Origin of the sequence: Cognatilysobacter lacus, from assembly GCF_008274655.1 — a bacterium.
GTDB lineage: Bacteria > Pseudomonadota > Gammaproteobacteria > Xanthomonadales > Xanthomonadaceae > Cognatilysobacter > Cognatilysobacter lacus.
On record NZ_VTRV01000001.1, the window covers coordinates 12,705 to 28,132 of the forward strand.

Here is a 15,428-nt window from a genome sequence, read left to right on the forward strand (position 1 = left end):
GTCAGCGCGCGTCGCCCGAACGCTTGGACAGCCAGTCGTGGATGCCTTGCGGAATATCACGCTGCGCGCGTCCGGAGACATAGATGCCGATGTGGCCGCCACGGAAAGACACTTCGCTGTAGTCCTTCGTGCCGACGAGACCGCGCAAAGGCTTCGATGCGGACGGCGGCACGAGGTGATCCTGCTCCGCGTAGATGTTCAGCACCGGCATGTCGATCCGGCGCAGCGAGACCTCGCGTTCGCCGATGCGCACGGCGCCTTCGACCAGCCCGTTGCGCTGGTAGAACTGCTTGATGAACTCGCGGAAGGCCTCGCCGGCAAGGTCCGGCGAATCGAAGATCCACGTCTCCATGCGCAGGAAATCTTCGAGTGCGCGCTTGTCTTCGAGGATGTCCACCAGCCCGACGTACTTCTGCACCAGCAGGCGATACGGCTTGAGCGTGAGGTAGCACCAGTTCATGACGTCCGCCGGCACGTTGCCTAGCGTGTCGACCATCAGGTCAACGTCGAGCTGTCGCGCCCATCCGGCCAGCATGTTGTCGGGCGTGTGGAAATCGACCGGCGTCACCATCGTGACGAGGTTGCGTACCTTCGCCGGGTTGAGCGCGGCATAGCAAAGCGAGAACACGCCGCCCTGGCAGATGCCGAGCAGGTTCACCGCATCGACGTCGTGCGCCCGGCGCAGATGGTCGACTGCGCCGCCGAGGAAGCGCTCGATGTAATCCTCGAGCGTCAGGTAGCGATCGGAACGGTCCGGGTAGCCCCAGTCGATGATGTAGACGTCCTGCCCGCGCTCGAGCAGCCCGCGCACGATGGATTTGTCGCTCTGCAGGTCGACCATGTACGGGCGGTTCACCAGCGCGTAGGCGATGAGCAGCGGCACGTGTTCCGACGGTTCGACCCCTTCCCTGCGGAAGCGGTACAGCGCCACCTTGCCGTCGCGCCAGACTTCGTCACGCTGGCTCGCACCGATCTCGATCGGGTCGAGCGAGGCGAGCGTTTCGACGCCCTTGCGCAAGCGCGACTGCACCTGCATGGCCTCGCGTGCGAGCGCGTCGAGGCCGATGTCGATCGGCGATCCTTGCTTGGCGTCCATCAGCGTTTATCGGCCTTGCGAATCGGGGTCTCGGACGCGCGAGCCTTCGATGCGGCGGGCTTCGACTTCGCCGGCTTCGACGCGGGCGGTTTTGAAGTGGCCGGCTTCGCCGCGGCGGTCTTCGGGGCGCTGCGCCCAGGCGCCTGCTGTCTCGAAGAGCCTGGTTTCGGTGCCGGTTTGCCGGCTGTTGCTTGCGGCGCGGCGCGCGGCGTCAGCGCATCGACCGCGGATCGCAACCGGGCCACATCGCGCTCCAGGCCAGCGATCTTGCGATGCGCGGCGTCCACTTCCGACCGACCGGGAATTCCCATTTGCGCGCCGGCAAGTTCCATCTCCTGCTGCATCGCGGCCCGCACCCGCATCTGCGCGTTGACGAAGTCGCCGAACGCCTTCTGGAAGCGCTCGCCGGTGGCGACGTCGGCGTACGCGTCCTCGGCGGCGTCGATCCAGAGATCGAAGAGCCCCCGCGCGGTGTCGACGGGCTTGTGGTCACTGCCGCGCTTGGCGAGCAGGGATTCGAAGCGCGCGAATGCAGCCTGACCGGCTTCCGCGATCACGGCGTTGAATGCCTGCGACGCCTGCTGGAATTCCGCGCCCGCCTTCGCGAGTGCCTGCGCACGTTCCTGGTGCTCGCGCGTGAAACCGAACGCGGGCATGTCCAGCGGGCCACGTGCCCCGCCTCCCATGCCGGGCGGCATGAAGGACGCCGGCATGAAGGCGCCTGCCGCGGAAGCCTGCGCCAGCGGGTTGTCGCCCAGCATGGAGCGCCACGCGGCGGCAATGTCCGCCGGCTGCGCCGCGCCGCCGCTGAATTGCGCGGCGACCTGCTGCATCTGGGCCATCCACTGCTGCGCCAACACGGTCGGATCGATTGCCTGCGGCGCTGCAGGCGCGGCCGGTTTCCACCATGCGAACGGATCAGGCGCAGCCGGTTGCTGCGGCGACATCGCGGCGAACCACTGGCGCCCGAAACGCTCGAACTGGGCGGGATCGAACGCGGGAATGCCAAAGCCCGCAGCGTTGAAAGGCGATGTCGACATTGGGTCACTCCGGCAGGAAGCCGATGATAGCGAACCGGCGTGCGTGCCCTGTCAGGGCTTCGGGATGCGCAGCGTCTTGCTGATCATCAGCGAGCCCGACAGCGCGAACAGCAGCACGAGAGGATGCAACTGCCACGGGCCCAGCTGGACGACGCCGAGCCACACGTCGCGTCCCAGCGCACCTCGCATGGCCGCAAGCGCCAGCACGATCACCAGCACGAGACTTGTTGGAATGGGCGTGCCCTCGAAGTACGGCACCTTGTCGCCGTCGCCCGCGAGCTGCTCGGCGGTGACGTTGTAGCGCGCCAGCCGGCTGACGCCGCAGCCGACGAACCAGCTGAGAACCACCCAGTCCCAGCCGCCCTGCAGGCCGCAGGCGTAGGCGAGCGCCGCGGGCGCCACGCCGAACGAGATCACGTCCGCGAGCGAATCGAGTTCGCGACCGAGCGTCGACGCCGACTTGCGCCAGCGCGCCACGCGGCCGTCCAGCGCGTCGAAGATGAAGGCGAGCGGGATCAGGGCCATGCCGGTGAGCAGGTCGCGGACCACGCCTTCCTGGAGAAAACGCATCGCCGCGAAGATGGCCCCGGTGCCGCAGAACGCATTCGCGAGCGTGAACCAGTCGGCGAGGTGGAATTCGCGGAGCATCGAGAAATGGCGCTTCATGTCGGGCTCCGGCTGCTTGTGGCGAGGAGCCTGCCAAACAAGGCGTGATGCGCGCAACAGGAGTCGTCCGCTCTGCTGGCAGCGGCTGCCAGGCCACGGTAATTCGGGACGGGCTCTTGGAGCGTCCCGGCGCCCATTGGATCGGTCGAGGGTTGGTGCGATCGGGTTTGCGGCGGGCCGCCCCGGCGCAGCGCAAAGCCAACCCGCGGCATGCGAGGGCCTCCGTTTCGCATCGACGACATGCAGTTGCCGCCATCGGCGCGATCGCGTTGCGCTGCCGTCGCGAGGCCTGCACCGGGGCCGACGCTCGGCCACTGATCCTCCATGACAGGACGATGAGCGCAAAACCGCGGACACCTGCAGCAAAACTGTCGCGCAAAGAAAAAGGCGAGCCGGAGCTCGCCTCTTTCCGAATAGCGAAGACTTCGCGGCGAATTACTCGGCCGCGGCGCCCTCGCCCTCCTCGACTGCCTTCATCGACAGGCGGATGCGGCCCTGCTTGTCGACTTCCAGCACCTTGACCTTGACGATGTCGCCTTCCTTGAGCACGTCGCTGACCTTCTCGACGCGATCGTTGGAGATCTGCGACACGTGGACGAGGCCGTCCTTGCCGGGAGAGATCGTCACGAACGCACCGAAGTCCATCAGCTTGGCGACCTTGCCTTCGTAGATGCGGCCCGGCTCGACGTCGGACGTGATCTGCTCGATGCGCGCCTTCGCCGCCTGGCCCGCCACCGCGTTCACCGATGCGATGGTGATCGTGCCGTCGTCCTGGATGTCGATCTGCGTGCCGGTTTCCTTGGTGATCGCCTGGATCACCGAACCGCCCTTGCCGATCACTTCGCGGATCTTGTCGGGATGGATCTTGATCGTGATCAGGCGCGGCGCGAACTCGCTGAGCTCGGTGCGCGACGTGCTGAGCGCGTTCGACATCTCGCCGAGGATGTGCAGACGGCCCTGCTTCGCCTGGGCGAGCGCGGCCTTCATGATTTCCTCGGTGATGCCCTGGATCTTGATGTCCATCTGCAGCGCGGAGATACCGTTGCTGGTACCGGCCACCTTGAAGTCCATGTCGCCGAGGTGATCCTCGTCACCGAGGATGTCGGAGAGCACGACGAAGTTGTCGCCCTCCTTCACCAGGCCCATCGCGATACCCGCGACCGGCGCCTTGATCGGCACGCCGGCGTCCATCAGCGCGAGCGACGAACCGCAGACCGACGCCATCGACGACGAACCGTTCGACTCGGTGATCTCCGATACGACGCGGATGGTGTACGGGAACGATTCCATCGTCGGCATCACGGCAAGTACGCCGCGCTTGGCGAGGCGGCCATGGCCGATCTCGCGACGCTTCGGGCCCATCATGCGACCGGCTTCACCGACCGAGTAGGGCGGGAAGTTGTAGTGGAACAGGAAGTGATCCTTGTACTCGCCACCGACGGCATCGATGATCTGGCCGTCGCGCGCGGTACCGAGCGTTACCGCCACGATTGCCTGCGTTTCACCGCGGGTGAAGAGCGACGAGCCGTGCACGCGCGGCAGGATGCCGACGCGTGACTGGATCGGACGAACCGTATCCAGCGCGCGACCGTCGATGCGGACCTTGGTGGCGAGCACCGCGTCGCGCATGGTCTGGTATTCGAACTCGCCGAACTCCTTGGAGAGGTCGGCGGGCTTCCAGCCGTTGGCTTCGCACTGCGCCGCAAGCGACGCGATGACGTCCTTCTTGAGCGCGGAGATGGCGTCCTTCCGCTCCAGCTTGTCGCGCACCGAGAACGCCTGCGTCAGGCGATCGCCGATCGCAGCCTTCAGCGCCGTGACCATCTCCTGATTTGCTTCCGGCGCGGACCACGTCCACTTCGGCTTGCCGGCTTCGGCGACGAGTGCATTGATCGCTTCGATCGCCACCTGCATCTGCTGGTGACCGAACATCACCGCGCCGAGCATCACGTCTTCCGACAGCTCCTGCGCTTCCGACTCCACCATCAGCACGGCGGCGGCGGTGCCGGCGACGACGAGCTCGAGCTTGGAATCGACGAGCTCGGTCTTGGTCGGGTTGAGCAGGTACTGGCCATCCTTGTAACCGACCTTCGCGGCGCCGATCGGGCCGTCGAACGGCGCACCCGACAACGACAGCGCGGCGGACGCGCCGAGCAGCGCCAGGATGTCACCGTCGACTTCCGGGTTCATCGACATCACGGTGGCGATGATCTGCACTTCGTTGCGGAAACCATCCGGGAAGAGCGGACGGATCGGGCGGTCGATCAGGCGCGAGATCAGCGTTTCCTTCTCGGTCTGCCGACCTTCGCGTTTGAAGAAGCCACCGGGAATGCGTCCGCCGGCGTAGAACTTCTCCTGATAGTCGACCGTCAGGGGAAAGAAGTCCTGGCCTTCGCGCGCGGTCTTGTTGGCGACGGCGCTGACCAGCAGCACGGTGCCCTCGCACGAGACCATGACGGCGCCGCCTGCCTGGCGAGCGATTTCGCCCGTTTCCAGGCTGACCTGGTGTGCGCCGTACTGGAACGTCTTGGTAATTTTCGCCACGTTTTGAATTCCTTCGTCTCTTGGTGCGATCCGCGAAAGGCCCCTGCCCGCGCGGTGGGCACGACGTGCCCCAAAAACAAACCGCGGCGCATCACTGCGCCGCGGCGGGTATCTCTCTTAGCGGCGCAGACCGAGCTTCTCGATCAGTGCCTTGTAGCGCTCGTTGTCTTTGCGCTTCAGGTAATCGAGCAGGCTGCGGCGGCGGTTGACCATCTGCAGCAGGCCGCGACGCGAGTGGTGGTCCTGCTTGTGAAGCTTGAAGTGCCCGGAAAGCTGCTCGATGCGAGCGGTCAGCAAGGCAACCTGTACTTCCGGCGAACCGGTGTCGTTATCGCCACGAGCGTGTTCGCTGATGACCTTGGAGGTATCGATGGACATCTATTTTCCTTGAGACGCGGAACCTGCAGACACGATCGGCGACGGACTTGTCCGGGCCGACGTACCGCATGGGCCGCCGGTTGGCTATGAAGGGTGCCCGAAGGCGCGCGTATTGTAGCTGTCGGGTGTCGCAGCCAACAAGGCGAAAACACGCGCGGCCGCTAGGCGGTAGGTGCCGACGCCCAGGCGAATAGGCGCTTTGGTCGCAGCAAGCCGGACTGTGATGATGCGAGCCCCAGCAGGCCGCCGGCGTCCGAGCGGACCAGCACGAGATCGGGCGACGCATTGTTGCTCGCGCTCGACTGCCCGGCGGCGGGCGCGCCCGCGGTTGCCGCGGCCTCTGCGGGCGCGGGATCAGCCACGGTCTGGCCGTGCCCGAAGCGCCGGCTCGTTTCCGCGTCCAGCACGCGCTGCGGAAAATGCGCCAGGGCGGCATCGATCGACAGCAAGCGGCTGTCCAGGGCGTCCGCATCCTCGGCGAGCGCCGCGATCTCGTCGAGACTCAGCATGACCGGGGCGCGGAAAGGATCCACCCAGAGTCGACGCAACTCGACGACATGCGCCCCGCAGCCGAGCAATTCACCCAGGTCGCGCACCAGGCTGCGGACATAGGTGCCGGAACCGCATTCGACGTGCAGGCGCAACGAGTCGCCGTTCCGCTCGACAAGGCGGAACGCATCGACCTCGACGTCGCGCTCGGGCGCCTCGACCGCGTCACCGCGGCGTGCCATCGCATACAGCCGCTCGCCGCCCTGCTTGAGTGCCGAATAGATCGGTGCGCGTTGGCGGATGCGCCCGTGGAAGGTTGCGAGCGCGTTGGTGAGCGTCGCGTCGTCCAGCGCAGGGACCGGTCGCTCGCGCAGCACGGCGCCGTCGGCGTCGTCGGTATCGGTCGTGGCGCCCAGCCGCGCGATTGTGTCGTAAGCCTTTCGAGAGCCGAGAAGCAGGCCGGCGATCTTCGTTGCTTCGCCGAAGCAGATGGGCAACAGGCCCGTCGCGAGCGGATCCAGGCTGCCGGTATGCCCGGCCTTGCTGGCGCGGAAAAGATGCCGCACGCGCTGCAGCGCCTGGTTGGAACTCATGCCCGCAGGCTTGTCGAGCAGAAGGATGCCGTCGACGCTGCGGAACCGCGTGCTGCCCTTCACTCCAGGCCGCCCGGGATCAGGCTTCGCCCGGTGCGTTCGAATCCGCGTCCGGCGCGACATCGAGCGCCGGATTCGCCTGGAGCAGCTGGTCGATGCGTTCGCCGCGATCGAACGACGCGTCGTAATGGAAATGCAGCTCCGGCACGTGGCGGAGCTTCATGGCCCTGCCCAGCTCGTAGCGGATCTGCTTGGACACATCCTTGAGCCCCTTGACCGCCTCGTCCGCTCGCTCGGGCTGCAGCGCCGTGACGAAAACCTTCGCATGCGCCATGTCGCGGGTGATCTCGACATCCGAAACGCTGACGGACGGCAGGCCGTGCTCGCGCACGGCTTCGTGCACGAGCGTGCCGAGTTCCCGCCGCAACTGGGCGCCAACGCGGTCGGTCCGATGGAAGCTCTTGGACGGCATCAGAGCGTGCGCTGGACTTCGATGCGCTCGAAGCACTCGATCTTGTCACCGGCCTTGACGTCGTTGTACGCCTTGACGCCGATACCGCACTCGGTGCCGTTGCGCACTTCGTCCACGTTTTCCTTGAAACGACGCAGCGATTCGAGTTCGCCCTCGAAGATGACCGTGTCCTGGCGCAGCACGCGAATCGGCTTGCCGCGTCGAATGACGCCTTCGATGACCATGGAGCCGGCGACGGCGCCGAACTTCGACGAACGGAACACGTCGCGAACCTCGGCCGTGCCGATGATCTCTTCGCGGATTTCGACGCCGAGGACACCCGACGCGATCTGCTTCACCTGGTCGATGACGTCATAGATGATCGAGAAGTAGCGAAGGTCGACGCCCTGGTTCTCGATGACCTTGCGTGCCGAAGCGTCGGCGCGCACGTTGAAACCGATGATCGTGGCCTTCGAAGTAGCCGCCAGCTGGGCGTCGGATTCGGTGATTCCGCCGACCCCGCCGCCGATGACGTTGATGCGGATCTGCTCGTTCGACAGCCCGGTAAGCGCATCGCGCAGTGCCTGCACGGAACCCTGCACGTCCGCCTTGATGACGAGGTTGAGCGTCTGCTGGGTTGCACCGTCGCCCATCTGCGCGAGGATGTCTTCCATCCGGTTGCCCGGCTGTGCCACGAGGCGCGATTCGCGGCGCTTGGCGTCACGCTGCTGCGCGACGTCCTTCGCCAGGCGTTCGTCCTCGACGACCACGAAGTCGTCGCCGGCGTCCGGCACGCCCGAGAGGCCCAGGACCTGCACAGGAATCGACGGCCCCGCCGACTGCACCTGCTGCCCGGTCTCGTCGAACAATGCGCGCACGCGGCCGTACTGCACGCCGCAGACCACGTAGTCGCCCTTCTGCAGCTGCCCGCCCTGCACGAGAACGGTGGCGATCGGGCCGCGACCCTTGTCGAGCGAGGATTCGATGACGACGCCGTTCGCGCGGCCGGTCGGAACTGCGCGCAGTTCGAGCACTTCGGCCTGGAGGCCGAGCGCGTCGAGCAGGTCGTCGACGCCGTCACCGGTCTTGGCCGACAGCTCGATCATCTGCGTGTCGCCGCCGAATTCCTCGGCGACCACGTCGTGCGCGAGCAGCTCGTTCTTGACGCGGCTCGGGTCCGCGCCGGACTTGTCGATCTTGTTGATCGCCACGACAAGCGGAACGCCTGCCGCCTTCGCGTGGTGGATCGCTTCGATGGTCTGCGGCATCACGCCGTCATCGGCGGCGACCACCAGCACCACGATGTCGGTGAGCTTGGCGCCACGCGCACGCATCGCCGAAAACGCGGCGTGGCCCGGTGTATCGAGGAAGCTGATGACGCCCTTGGGCGTCTGCACGTGGTATGCGCCGATGTGCTGGGTGATGCCACCCGCCTCGCCCGACGCCACCTTCGTACGGCGGATGTAGTCGAGCAGCGACGTCTTGCCGTGGTCGACGTGACCCATGATCGTAACGACCGGCGGACGCGGCACCTTCTCGCCCTGCCCTTCCTCGACGTGCGCGATCAGCAGGTCTTCGGCCGTGGTGCCCTCGGCGCGGACCGCTACGTGGCCCAGCTCCTCCGTCACAAGGACCGCGGTGTCGTGGTCGACGGTCTGGTTGATCGTGACCATCACGCCCATCTTGAAGAGCGCCTTGACGACGTCGCCGCCCTTGAGCGCGAGCTTCTGGGCGAGGTCCGCGACGGTGATCGTCTCGCCGATGGCGACTTCGCGGCGCACCGGGGCGGTCGGACGCATGAAGCCCGAGCCTGTCCGGGACTGGTCGGACTGCCGGCGAACCGGGCCCTTCGGCTTGCCACGGCCGGCGCCAGCGCCACGGCGCGCACGATCGGCGGCGCTGAGGTGCATCTGGCCGGCAAAACGGCTGGCCCGGTCGTCATCCTCGGGGCCGGCAACCATCGCGTGGGAGCCGCGCGTCTTGTGCTTCGCATCGTGTACCGGAGCGCGGGCGGGCTCGGCGGCGCGGGGTGCCGGTCGGCCGTGGCCACCGGGCGCAGGCTTGCGCACTTCGACCTCGGGCTCGGACGCTGCCTTGGCGACGCGCTCGGCTTCCAGGCGCGCCGCCTCTGCTTCCGCGGCCTCGCGGCGCGTGCGCTCGATCTGCTCGGCGCGCAGGCGGTCGGACTCGGCGAGGCGCTGCTGCTCGTCGAGGTTGCGCTGGCGCGATTCCTCGAGCTTGCGCAGGACTTCGCTGCGCTCGTCGGTCGGCGGCGCGCCCGTGCCGTTGTCCACGCGGAGCAGCGTGACCTTCTTGCGCACGACGACGTCGACCGTGGTCTTCGCCTTTCCGCCGCCGCCAACGGTGATTTCCTGCTTGCGGCTGCGGTTGAGCGTGATCTTCGCGGGGGCGTCCGCCTCGGCCGTGGCCGGGTCGGCCTTGCCGTGCGCGCGCTTCAGGAAGCCGAGCAGCTTCACCTTCTCGATGCTCGTCACCACCTGGTCGGGGCCGCTGAACTTCATGCCGGCCTCGGCCAGCTGTACCAGCAGCTTTTCGACCGGCGTATTGACCAGCTCGGCGAGTTTGCGAATCGTGGTTTGCTGCGACATTCGGTTTCCGTGTTCTCGTGGCGCGGCCGGGGCCGCGCGTATCCATTGAATTCTAGCGCGGCCCGGCAACGATCCCGGTCACCGGCCAGCGGCCGTCGGACGATGCCCGGCGGCCGTGGGACGTCTTACTCGCCCCGCTCGAGCCGGGCGATCTCCTCGGCGCGAGCGGCCAGGATGAGCGCGGCGGCGCGCTGCTCATCCAGCCCTTCGATGCCGAACTCGACCACTTCGTCCGCGCCGAGCTCCGAAAGGCCCTCGCTGGTGCGGATGCCATGGGCGGCGAGCGCATTCGCGGTCTCCTCGTCCATGCCTTCCAACGCCAGCAGGTCCTCGGCAGGCATCTGCCCCTCCAGCGACTCTTCCTCGGCCAGCGCGTCATTGAGCAGCGAGTCGCGGGCACGCGAGCGCAGCTCTTCCACGATGTCCTCGTCGAAACCCTCGATGGCGAGCAACTCGCCCACCGGGACGTACGCGATTTCCTCGACCGTATTGAAGCCTTCGGTGACGAGGATTGCAGCGATCTCTTCGTCGACCTCGAGCTTTTCCTGGAACAGGGCGCGCGACACCGCCTGCTCGGCCTCGCTCTTGGCCTGCACCTGGTCGGCCGTCATGACGTTGAGCTGCCAGCCCGTCAGTCGGCTGGCAAGGCGCACGTTCTGGCCGCCCTTGCCGATCGCCTGCGCCAGGCGCTCCTCGGCGACCGCCAGATCCATCGAGTGCTTGTCCTCGTCGACGACGATCGACTGCACTTCCGCAGGCGCCATCGCATTGATGACGAACTGCGCCGGGTTGTCCGACCACAGGATGATGTCGACGCGCTCGCCGTTGAGCTCGTTGCTCACGGCCTGCACGCGAGAGCCGCGCATGCCGATGCAGGCGCCGATCGGGTCGGTGCGGTTGTCATGCGCAAGCACCGCGATCTTCGCGCGGTCGCCCGGATCACGGGCGCAGGCGCGGATCGTCACGAGACCCTGGCCGACTTCCGGCACTTCGAGCTTGAACAGCTCCATCATGAATTCGGGCGCGGCGCGGCTGATGAAGATCTGCGGGCCGCGCGGCTCCGGGCGCACGTCGAACAGGTAGCCGCGCACGCGGTCGCCGGTACGCACGACGTCGCGCGGAATGCCCTTGTCCTTCGGGATGATCGCCTCGGCGTTGCCGCCAAGGTCGACATAGATGTTGCCGCGCTCGACACGCTTGACGATGCCCGTGACGAGCTCGCCGACGCGATCCTTCCACGCGTCGATGACCTGCTGGCGCTCGGCCTCGCGCACCTTCTGCACGATGACCTGCTTCGCGGCCTGCGCGGCGATGCGGCCGAACTCGGCGTTCTCGACCTGCTCCTCGATGAAGTCGCCGACCTCGACACCTTCGACCTCGTCGATCGCGTCCATCAGGCGCAGCTGGCGATCCGGCGACTCCATCACGACGTCATCGGCCACCACTTCCATGCGCCGGAAAGTTTCGTAGCTGCCGTCCTTGCGGTCGATCGCCACGCGCACGAGCACGTCCTCATCGTGGTAACGCTTCTTCGCAGCGGAAGCGAGAGCCGCTTCGATCGCCTCGAAAATGACGTCGCGCGGCACGCCCTTTTCATTGGCGACCGCGTCAACGACCAACAGAAGTTCCTTGCTCATCTCGATTACTCCGCCGCGGTCGGCCCCTCGGCCGCCGGCTTAGGGTTGGCTTGCTTCTTCGGTGCCGTGGCGGACTTGCTGCCCCGGCCCTTCGATTCCTTGCTCGGCGCGTAACCCAGCGCCGCCCAGTCGGGCACCAGTCGTGCCTTCTCGACGTTTGCGATCGCTATCTCGACCAGCACCGGCAGCCCGCCGATGCCCGCGAGCTCGACGCGGACGGTCTGGCCTTCCACGCCCACGATCCGCCCCTGCAACCGACGGCGCCCGTCCTGCGGAAGCCTCAACGTCACCTTTGCGGTATCGCCGACGAATCGCGCGAAATGCGCAGCGGTGAACAACGGGCGATCGACGCCGGGCGACGACACTTCGAGCGTGTAATGGCTGGTGATCGGGTCTTCCACATCCAACAGAGCCGATACCTCTCGACTCACCGACTCGCAGTCCTCGATACCGACCATCCGACCGGCCGCAGAATCGGCCTCGGGCACGTCGATATACAGGCGCAGCACCGCGCTGCCGGGCGACGGCAGGTACTCGACGCCGATGAGCTCGAGGCCGAGCGAATCGATCGTCGGCGTGAGCAGGGCGGCGATTTGGGTGGCTTTGTCGGCCATGCATCAACTCCGGTCAGCCTTCGCTGCGTCCGAAAACAACAAGGGGCCCATTGGGCCCCTTGTCCGGTACTGCTGGATGTCGGTGATCGCGTGGAGGCGACCGTCGAGCCCTGGCATCGGTTCTTCGATATTTTGAAGAACCCGAAGCTGGTAGCGGGGGCAGGATTTGAACCTGCGACCTTCGGGTTATGAGCCCGACGAGCTGCCAGACTGCTCCACCCCGCATCAGGCCGACGATTGTATGTCGGTCACGGATTCGGCGCAAGCGCGAATCGCACTGCGGCGCCAAGTTTGGCCCCGCCTCAGCTGAAGGCGCGCTGGCACCAAGCCATCACCGGATTCCACGCGATGCCGAGCGCAAGCAGCGCCAGCGCGTTGACAGCGAAGACGGTCCGCAACGGCCGGCTGGAAGTGATGGGAGGCGCGTCCGGAGCCGGCGAGTCGAAGTACATGGCCTTGACCACCCGCAGGTAGTAGAACGCGCCGACCACGGCGAACACGATGCCGACGATCGCGAGCCAGAGCATGCCGCCGTCCAGCGCGGCCTTCAGCACCGCGAGCTTGGCCCAGAAGCCGAGGAACGGCGGCAGCCCCGCGAGCGACGCCATTACGCAGAGGATCAAGCCCGCCAGCCACGGGCTGCGCGCGTTGAGCCCGCGATAGTCATCGATCAGGTCCGCTTCGAAGCCGCGCGAGGACATCACCACGATCGTGCCGAAGGCCGCGACCGCCATCAGCGAGTAGCTGATCGCATAGAACATCGCGGCCGCGAACCCCTGCGAACCTCCACCCGCGATGCCCATGAAAAGAAAGCCGACGTGCGACACCGTCGAGTACGCAAGCATCCGCTTGAGGTTCGACTGCACCATCGCAGCGAGGTTGCCGAGCGCCAGCGACGCAACCGCAATCACGGCGACGAGGAGACGCCACCGATCGTCGAGCCCGCCCGCGCCCACTTCGAAGAGGCGGTACGCCATGCCGAACGAAGCGAGCTTCGGGGCCGAGCCGATAAACAACGTGATGGGGGTCGGCGCGCCGGTGTACACGTCCGGCAGCCACATGTGGAACGGCGCGCCGCCGAATTTGAATGCCACGCCCGCCAGCATGAACACGACGCCCGTCAGCAGCATGGTGCCGCCCTGCCCGCTCGCGATGACGGACGCGATGCGCTGCAGGTCGAGAGCGCCCGTAGCGCCGTAAACGAGCGACATGCCGTACAGCAGCAGGCCCGATGCGAGCGAACCCAGAACGAAATACTTGATCGCCGCTTCGGACGCGAGCGGGCTGTCGCGATCGATCGCGACCAGCGCGTACGAACACAGCGCCAGCAGTTCGAGCCCGAGGTACACCATCACCAGGCTGCCCGCCGAAACCAGCAGCATCATGCCGACGGTCGCGAACAGCACGAGCACACCGACTTCGCCGCGGTAGAGCGACCGCGCGCGCAGGAAGGGCCAGATGTAGAACATCGAGAATGCGGAAATCACAAGCACCGCGACCTTCAGCACATCTGCCGCCGTGTCCCGCACGAACATGCCACCGAGCGTCGTGCCGTGCCCGCCGACGCCGGTGACCACCATCGCGGCGGCGCCCAGCAGCGCAAACACGGCGAGGCCATGCACGACGATGCGCCGGCGGTCGTCCAGGAACAGGTCGAGCATCAACAGCGCGAAGGCCGCGCCGACCAGCACCAGCTCGGGAAGGAGCGGCAGGAGTTCGGTGGCAGCGGGCAGGTTCGGAATCATGGGCGGCGGTGTTCCGTCGGCATTAGAGCTTGGACGACTCGATCTGCTTCGCGAGTTGCGCAATCGAAGGCTGCATCAGGTCGGTGAGGGGCTTCGGCCAGACGCCCAGGAGCAGCACGCCGACCGCAAACGCGCCGAGCACGAAGCCCTCGCGCTTGTTGATGTCGGTCAGCTCGGCAACATGCGCATTGCCGACTTCGCCCCACACCACGCGCTTGACCAGCCATAGCGTGTAAGCGGCGCCGATGATCAGGGTGAACGCTGCGCCGAACGCGAGAAGCGGGCTCTTCTGGAACGCGGCCAGGATGACCATGAACTCGCCGACGAAGCCGGAGGTACCGGGCAGGCCGGAGTTCGCCATGGCGAAGAACACCATGAACGCGGCGAACCAGGGCATCACGTTGGCGACGCCGCCGTAGTCACGGATCATTCGACTGTGCATGCGGTCGTACAGAACGCCGACGCAGCTGAACATCGCACCCGACACGAAACCGTGGCTGATCATCTGCACCATCGCGCCCTGCAGCCCGAGCTCCGCCCCGATCGGATTGCCCAGCTCGCGCACGAGGCTCAGCGCCACGAAGGTGCCGATGGTGACGAAGCCCATGTGCGCGATCGACGAGTACGCGATCAGCTTCTTCATGTCGTCCTGCACGAGCGCGACCAGCCCGACATAGATGACGGCAATGATGCTCAACGTCAGCGGCAACCACGCCCACGCCCAGCTCGCATCCGGAACGATCGGAAGCGCGAACCGCAGGAAGCCATACCCGCCGATCTTCAGCATGATCGCTGCCAGCACGACTGAACCCGCCGTCGGCGCTTCCACGTGCGCATCCGGCAGCCAGGTGTGCACCGGGAACATGGGCACCTTCACTGCGAAGGCGATGAAGAAGGCGAAGAAGAGCCACGTCTGCTCATGCATCGTGAGCGGCAAGGCATACATGTCGGACAGCTGCCAGCTGCCGCCCTTGAGGTACAGATAGATGAGCCCGACCAGCATGAACAGCGAGCCGAGGAACGTGTACAGGAAGAACTTGACGGACGCGTAGACGCGACGCGGACCGCCCCAGACCCCGATGATGATGAACATCGGGATCAGCATGCCTTCGAAGAACACGTAGAAGAGCATCGAATCGAGTGCCGAGAACACACCGATCATCAGGCCTTCGAGGATCAGGAACGCGGCGTAGTACTGGCTGACTCGCTCATTCACGGATGCCCATGCACCGATCAGCACCAGAACCGAGGTGAACGTCGTCAGCGCGATGAGCGCGGCGGATATGCCGTCGATGCCCACGTGGTACTGGATGCTGTAGCTCGCGATCCAGACACGCGCCTCTTCGAACTGCATGCCGGCATTCGCGAAGTCGAAGCGCGTAAACAGCGGGACGGTGAGCGCAAATACCAGCACGGCGCTGGCGACGGCGAACCATCGCGCCATCGTCGGACGCGCATTGCCGATCGCCAGCGTGATCACGCCGGCGAGGATTGGCAGCCAGATCAACAGGCTCAGCAGGGGAAAGGTGCCGTTCAAGGGCTCGGGGCTCACGTCACGGTGCCTTT

Annotated in this window: 11 protein-coding genes, 1 tRNA gene and 2 pseudogenes; all 14 read right to left on the bottom strand. The window is 66.3% G+C overall.

From position 1 onward, the window contains the following. Position 1: 1 nt before the first annotated feature. Entirely contained in the window at positions 2–1,096 is a 1,095-nt protein-coding gene (locus FW784_RS00055) for a class III poly(R)-hydroxyalkanoic acid synthase subunit PhaC (protein ID WP_149351326.1), read from the bottom strand. Next, positions 1,096–2,136 carry a class III poly(R)-hydroxyalkanoic acid synthase subunit PhaE gene (gene phaE / locus FW784_RS00060; protein WP_149351327.1) on the bottom strand — a complete coding sequence of 347 codons (1,041 nt, stop codon included), beginning with the start codon at positions 2,134–2,136 and terminating at the stop codon, positions 1,096–1,098. The genes FW784_RS00055 and phaE overlap by 1 nt, the downstream gene beginning before the upstream one ends. Positions 2,137–2,187: 51 nt before the next feature. Then, the gene (locus FW784_RS00065) at positions 2,188–2,802 is read right to left on the bottom strand and encodes a CDP-alcohol phosphatidyltransferase family protein (RefSeq protein ID WP_149351328.1); all 615 of its coding nucleotides are present in this window, start codon (positions 2,800–2,802) and stop codon (positions 2,188–2,190) included. Positions 2,803–3,237: 435 nt separating this feature from the next. Beyond that, on the bottom strand, positions 3,238–5,346 hold the full coding sequence (gene pnp, locus FW784_RS00070) for a polyribonucleotide nucleotidyltransferase (RefSeq protein WP_149351329.1): 2,109 nt from the start codon (positions 5,344–5,346) through the stop codon (positions 3,238–3,240). 117 nt (positions 5,347–5,463) lie between these two features. Continuing rightward, positions 5,464–5,724 carry a 30S ribosomal protein S15 gene (rpsO, locus tag FW784_RS00075; protein ID WP_149351330.1) on the bottom strand — a complete coding sequence of 87 codons (261 nt, stop codon included), beginning with the start codon at positions 5,722–5,724 and terminating at the stop codon, positions 5,464–5,466. Positions 5,725–5,885: 161 nt separating this feature from the next. Next, positions 5,886–6,869 (bottom strand): tRNA pseudouridine(55) synthase TruB, encoded by a 984-nt coding sequence (gene truB, locus FW784_RS00080; RefSeq protein ID WP_268890864.1) that lies wholly within the window; start codon positions 6,867–6,869, stop codon positions 5,886–5,888. Between the two features lie 16 nt (positions 6,870–6,885). After that, entirely contained in the window at positions 6,886–7,278 is a 393-nt protein-coding gene (gene rbfA / locus FW784_RS00085) for a 30S ribosome-binding factor RbfA (protein ID WP_149351332.1), read from the bottom strand. Next, positions 7,278–9,293, bottom strand: a pseudogene (gene infB, locus FW784_RS00090) (translation initiation factor IF-2); the annotation flags it as partial. The pseudogene infB and the gene rbfA, both read right to left, overlap by 1 nt. 42 nt (positions 9,294–9,335) lie before the next feature. Next, positions 9,336–9,866 (bottom strand): annotated as a pseudogene (locus tag FW784_RS14895) (translation initiation factor IF-2); the annotation flags it as partial. 125 nt (positions 9,867–9,991) lie between these two features. After that, positions 9,992–11,503 carry a transcription termination factor NusA gene (gene nusA / locus FW784_RS00095; RefSeq protein ID WP_149351334.1) on the bottom strand — a complete coding sequence of 504 codons (1,512 nt, stop codon included), beginning with the start codon at positions 11,501–11,503 and terminating at the stop codon, positions 9,992–9,994. Positions 11,504–11,508: 5 nt separating this feature from the next. Then, the gene (locus tag FW784_RS00100) at positions 11,509–12,117 is read right to left on the bottom strand and encodes a ribosome maturation factor RimP (protein ID WP_149351335.1); all 609 of its coding nucleotides are present in this window, start codon (positions 12,115–12,117) and stop codon (positions 11,509–11,511) included. 148 nt (positions 12,118–12,265) lie between these two features. Beyond that, positions 12,266–12,342 (bottom strand) — tRNA-Met (locus FW784_RS00105). A gap of 77 nt (positions 12,343–12,419) precedes the next feature. Further along, the gene (gene nuoN, locus FW784_RS00110; protein WP_149351336.1) at positions 12,420–13,862 is read right to left on the bottom strand and encodes an NADH-quinone oxidoreductase subunit NuoN; all 1,443 of its coding nucleotides are present in this window, start codon (positions 13,860–13,862) and stop codon (positions 12,420–12,422) included. Positions 13,863–13,884: 22 nt separating this feature from the next. Continuing rightward, positions 13,885–15,399, bottom strand: coding sequence for an NADH-quinone oxidoreductase subunit M (locus tag FW784_RS00115; RefSeq protein WP_149351346.1), 1,515 nt, complete (start codon positions 15,397–15,399; stop codon positions 13,885–13,887). Between the last annotated feature and the right edge of the window lie 29 nt (positions 15,400–15,428).

Excerpts from the sequence above, each read along its gene's own strand:
- FW784_RS00055 (WP_149351326.1), bottom strand. The coding sequence starts at position 1,096 with ATGGACGCCAAGCAAGGATCGCCGATCGACATCGGCCTCGACGCGCTC.
- phaE (WP_149351327.1), bottom strand. The coding sequence starts at position 2,136 with ATGTCGACATCGCCTTTCAACGCTGCGGGCTTTGGCATTCCCGCGTTC.
- FW784_RS00065 (WP_149351328.1), bottom strand. The coding sequence starts at position 2,802 with ATGAAGCGCCATTTCTCGATGCTCCGCGAATTCCACCTCGCCGACTGG.
- rpsO (WP_149351330.1), bottom strand. The coding sequence starts at position 5,724 with ATGTCCATCGATACCTCCAAGGTCATCAGCGAACACGCTCGTGGCGAT.
- rbfA (WP_149351332.1), bottom strand. The coding sequence starts at position 7,278 with ATGCCGTCCAAGAGCTTCCATCGGACCGACCGCGTTGGCGCCCAGTTG.
- nusA (WP_149351334.1), bottom strand. The coding sequence starts at position 11,503 with ATGAGCAAGGAACTTCTGTTGGTCGTTGACGCGGTCGCCAATGAAAAG.
- FW784_RS00100 (WP_149351335.1), bottom strand. The coding sequence starts at position 12,117 with ATGGCCGACAAAGCCACCCAAATCGCCGCCCTGCTCACGCCGACGATC.
- nuoN (WP_149351336.1), bottom strand. The coding sequence starts at position 13,862 with ATGATTCCGAACCTGCCCGCTGCCACCGAACTCCTGCCGCTCCTTCCC.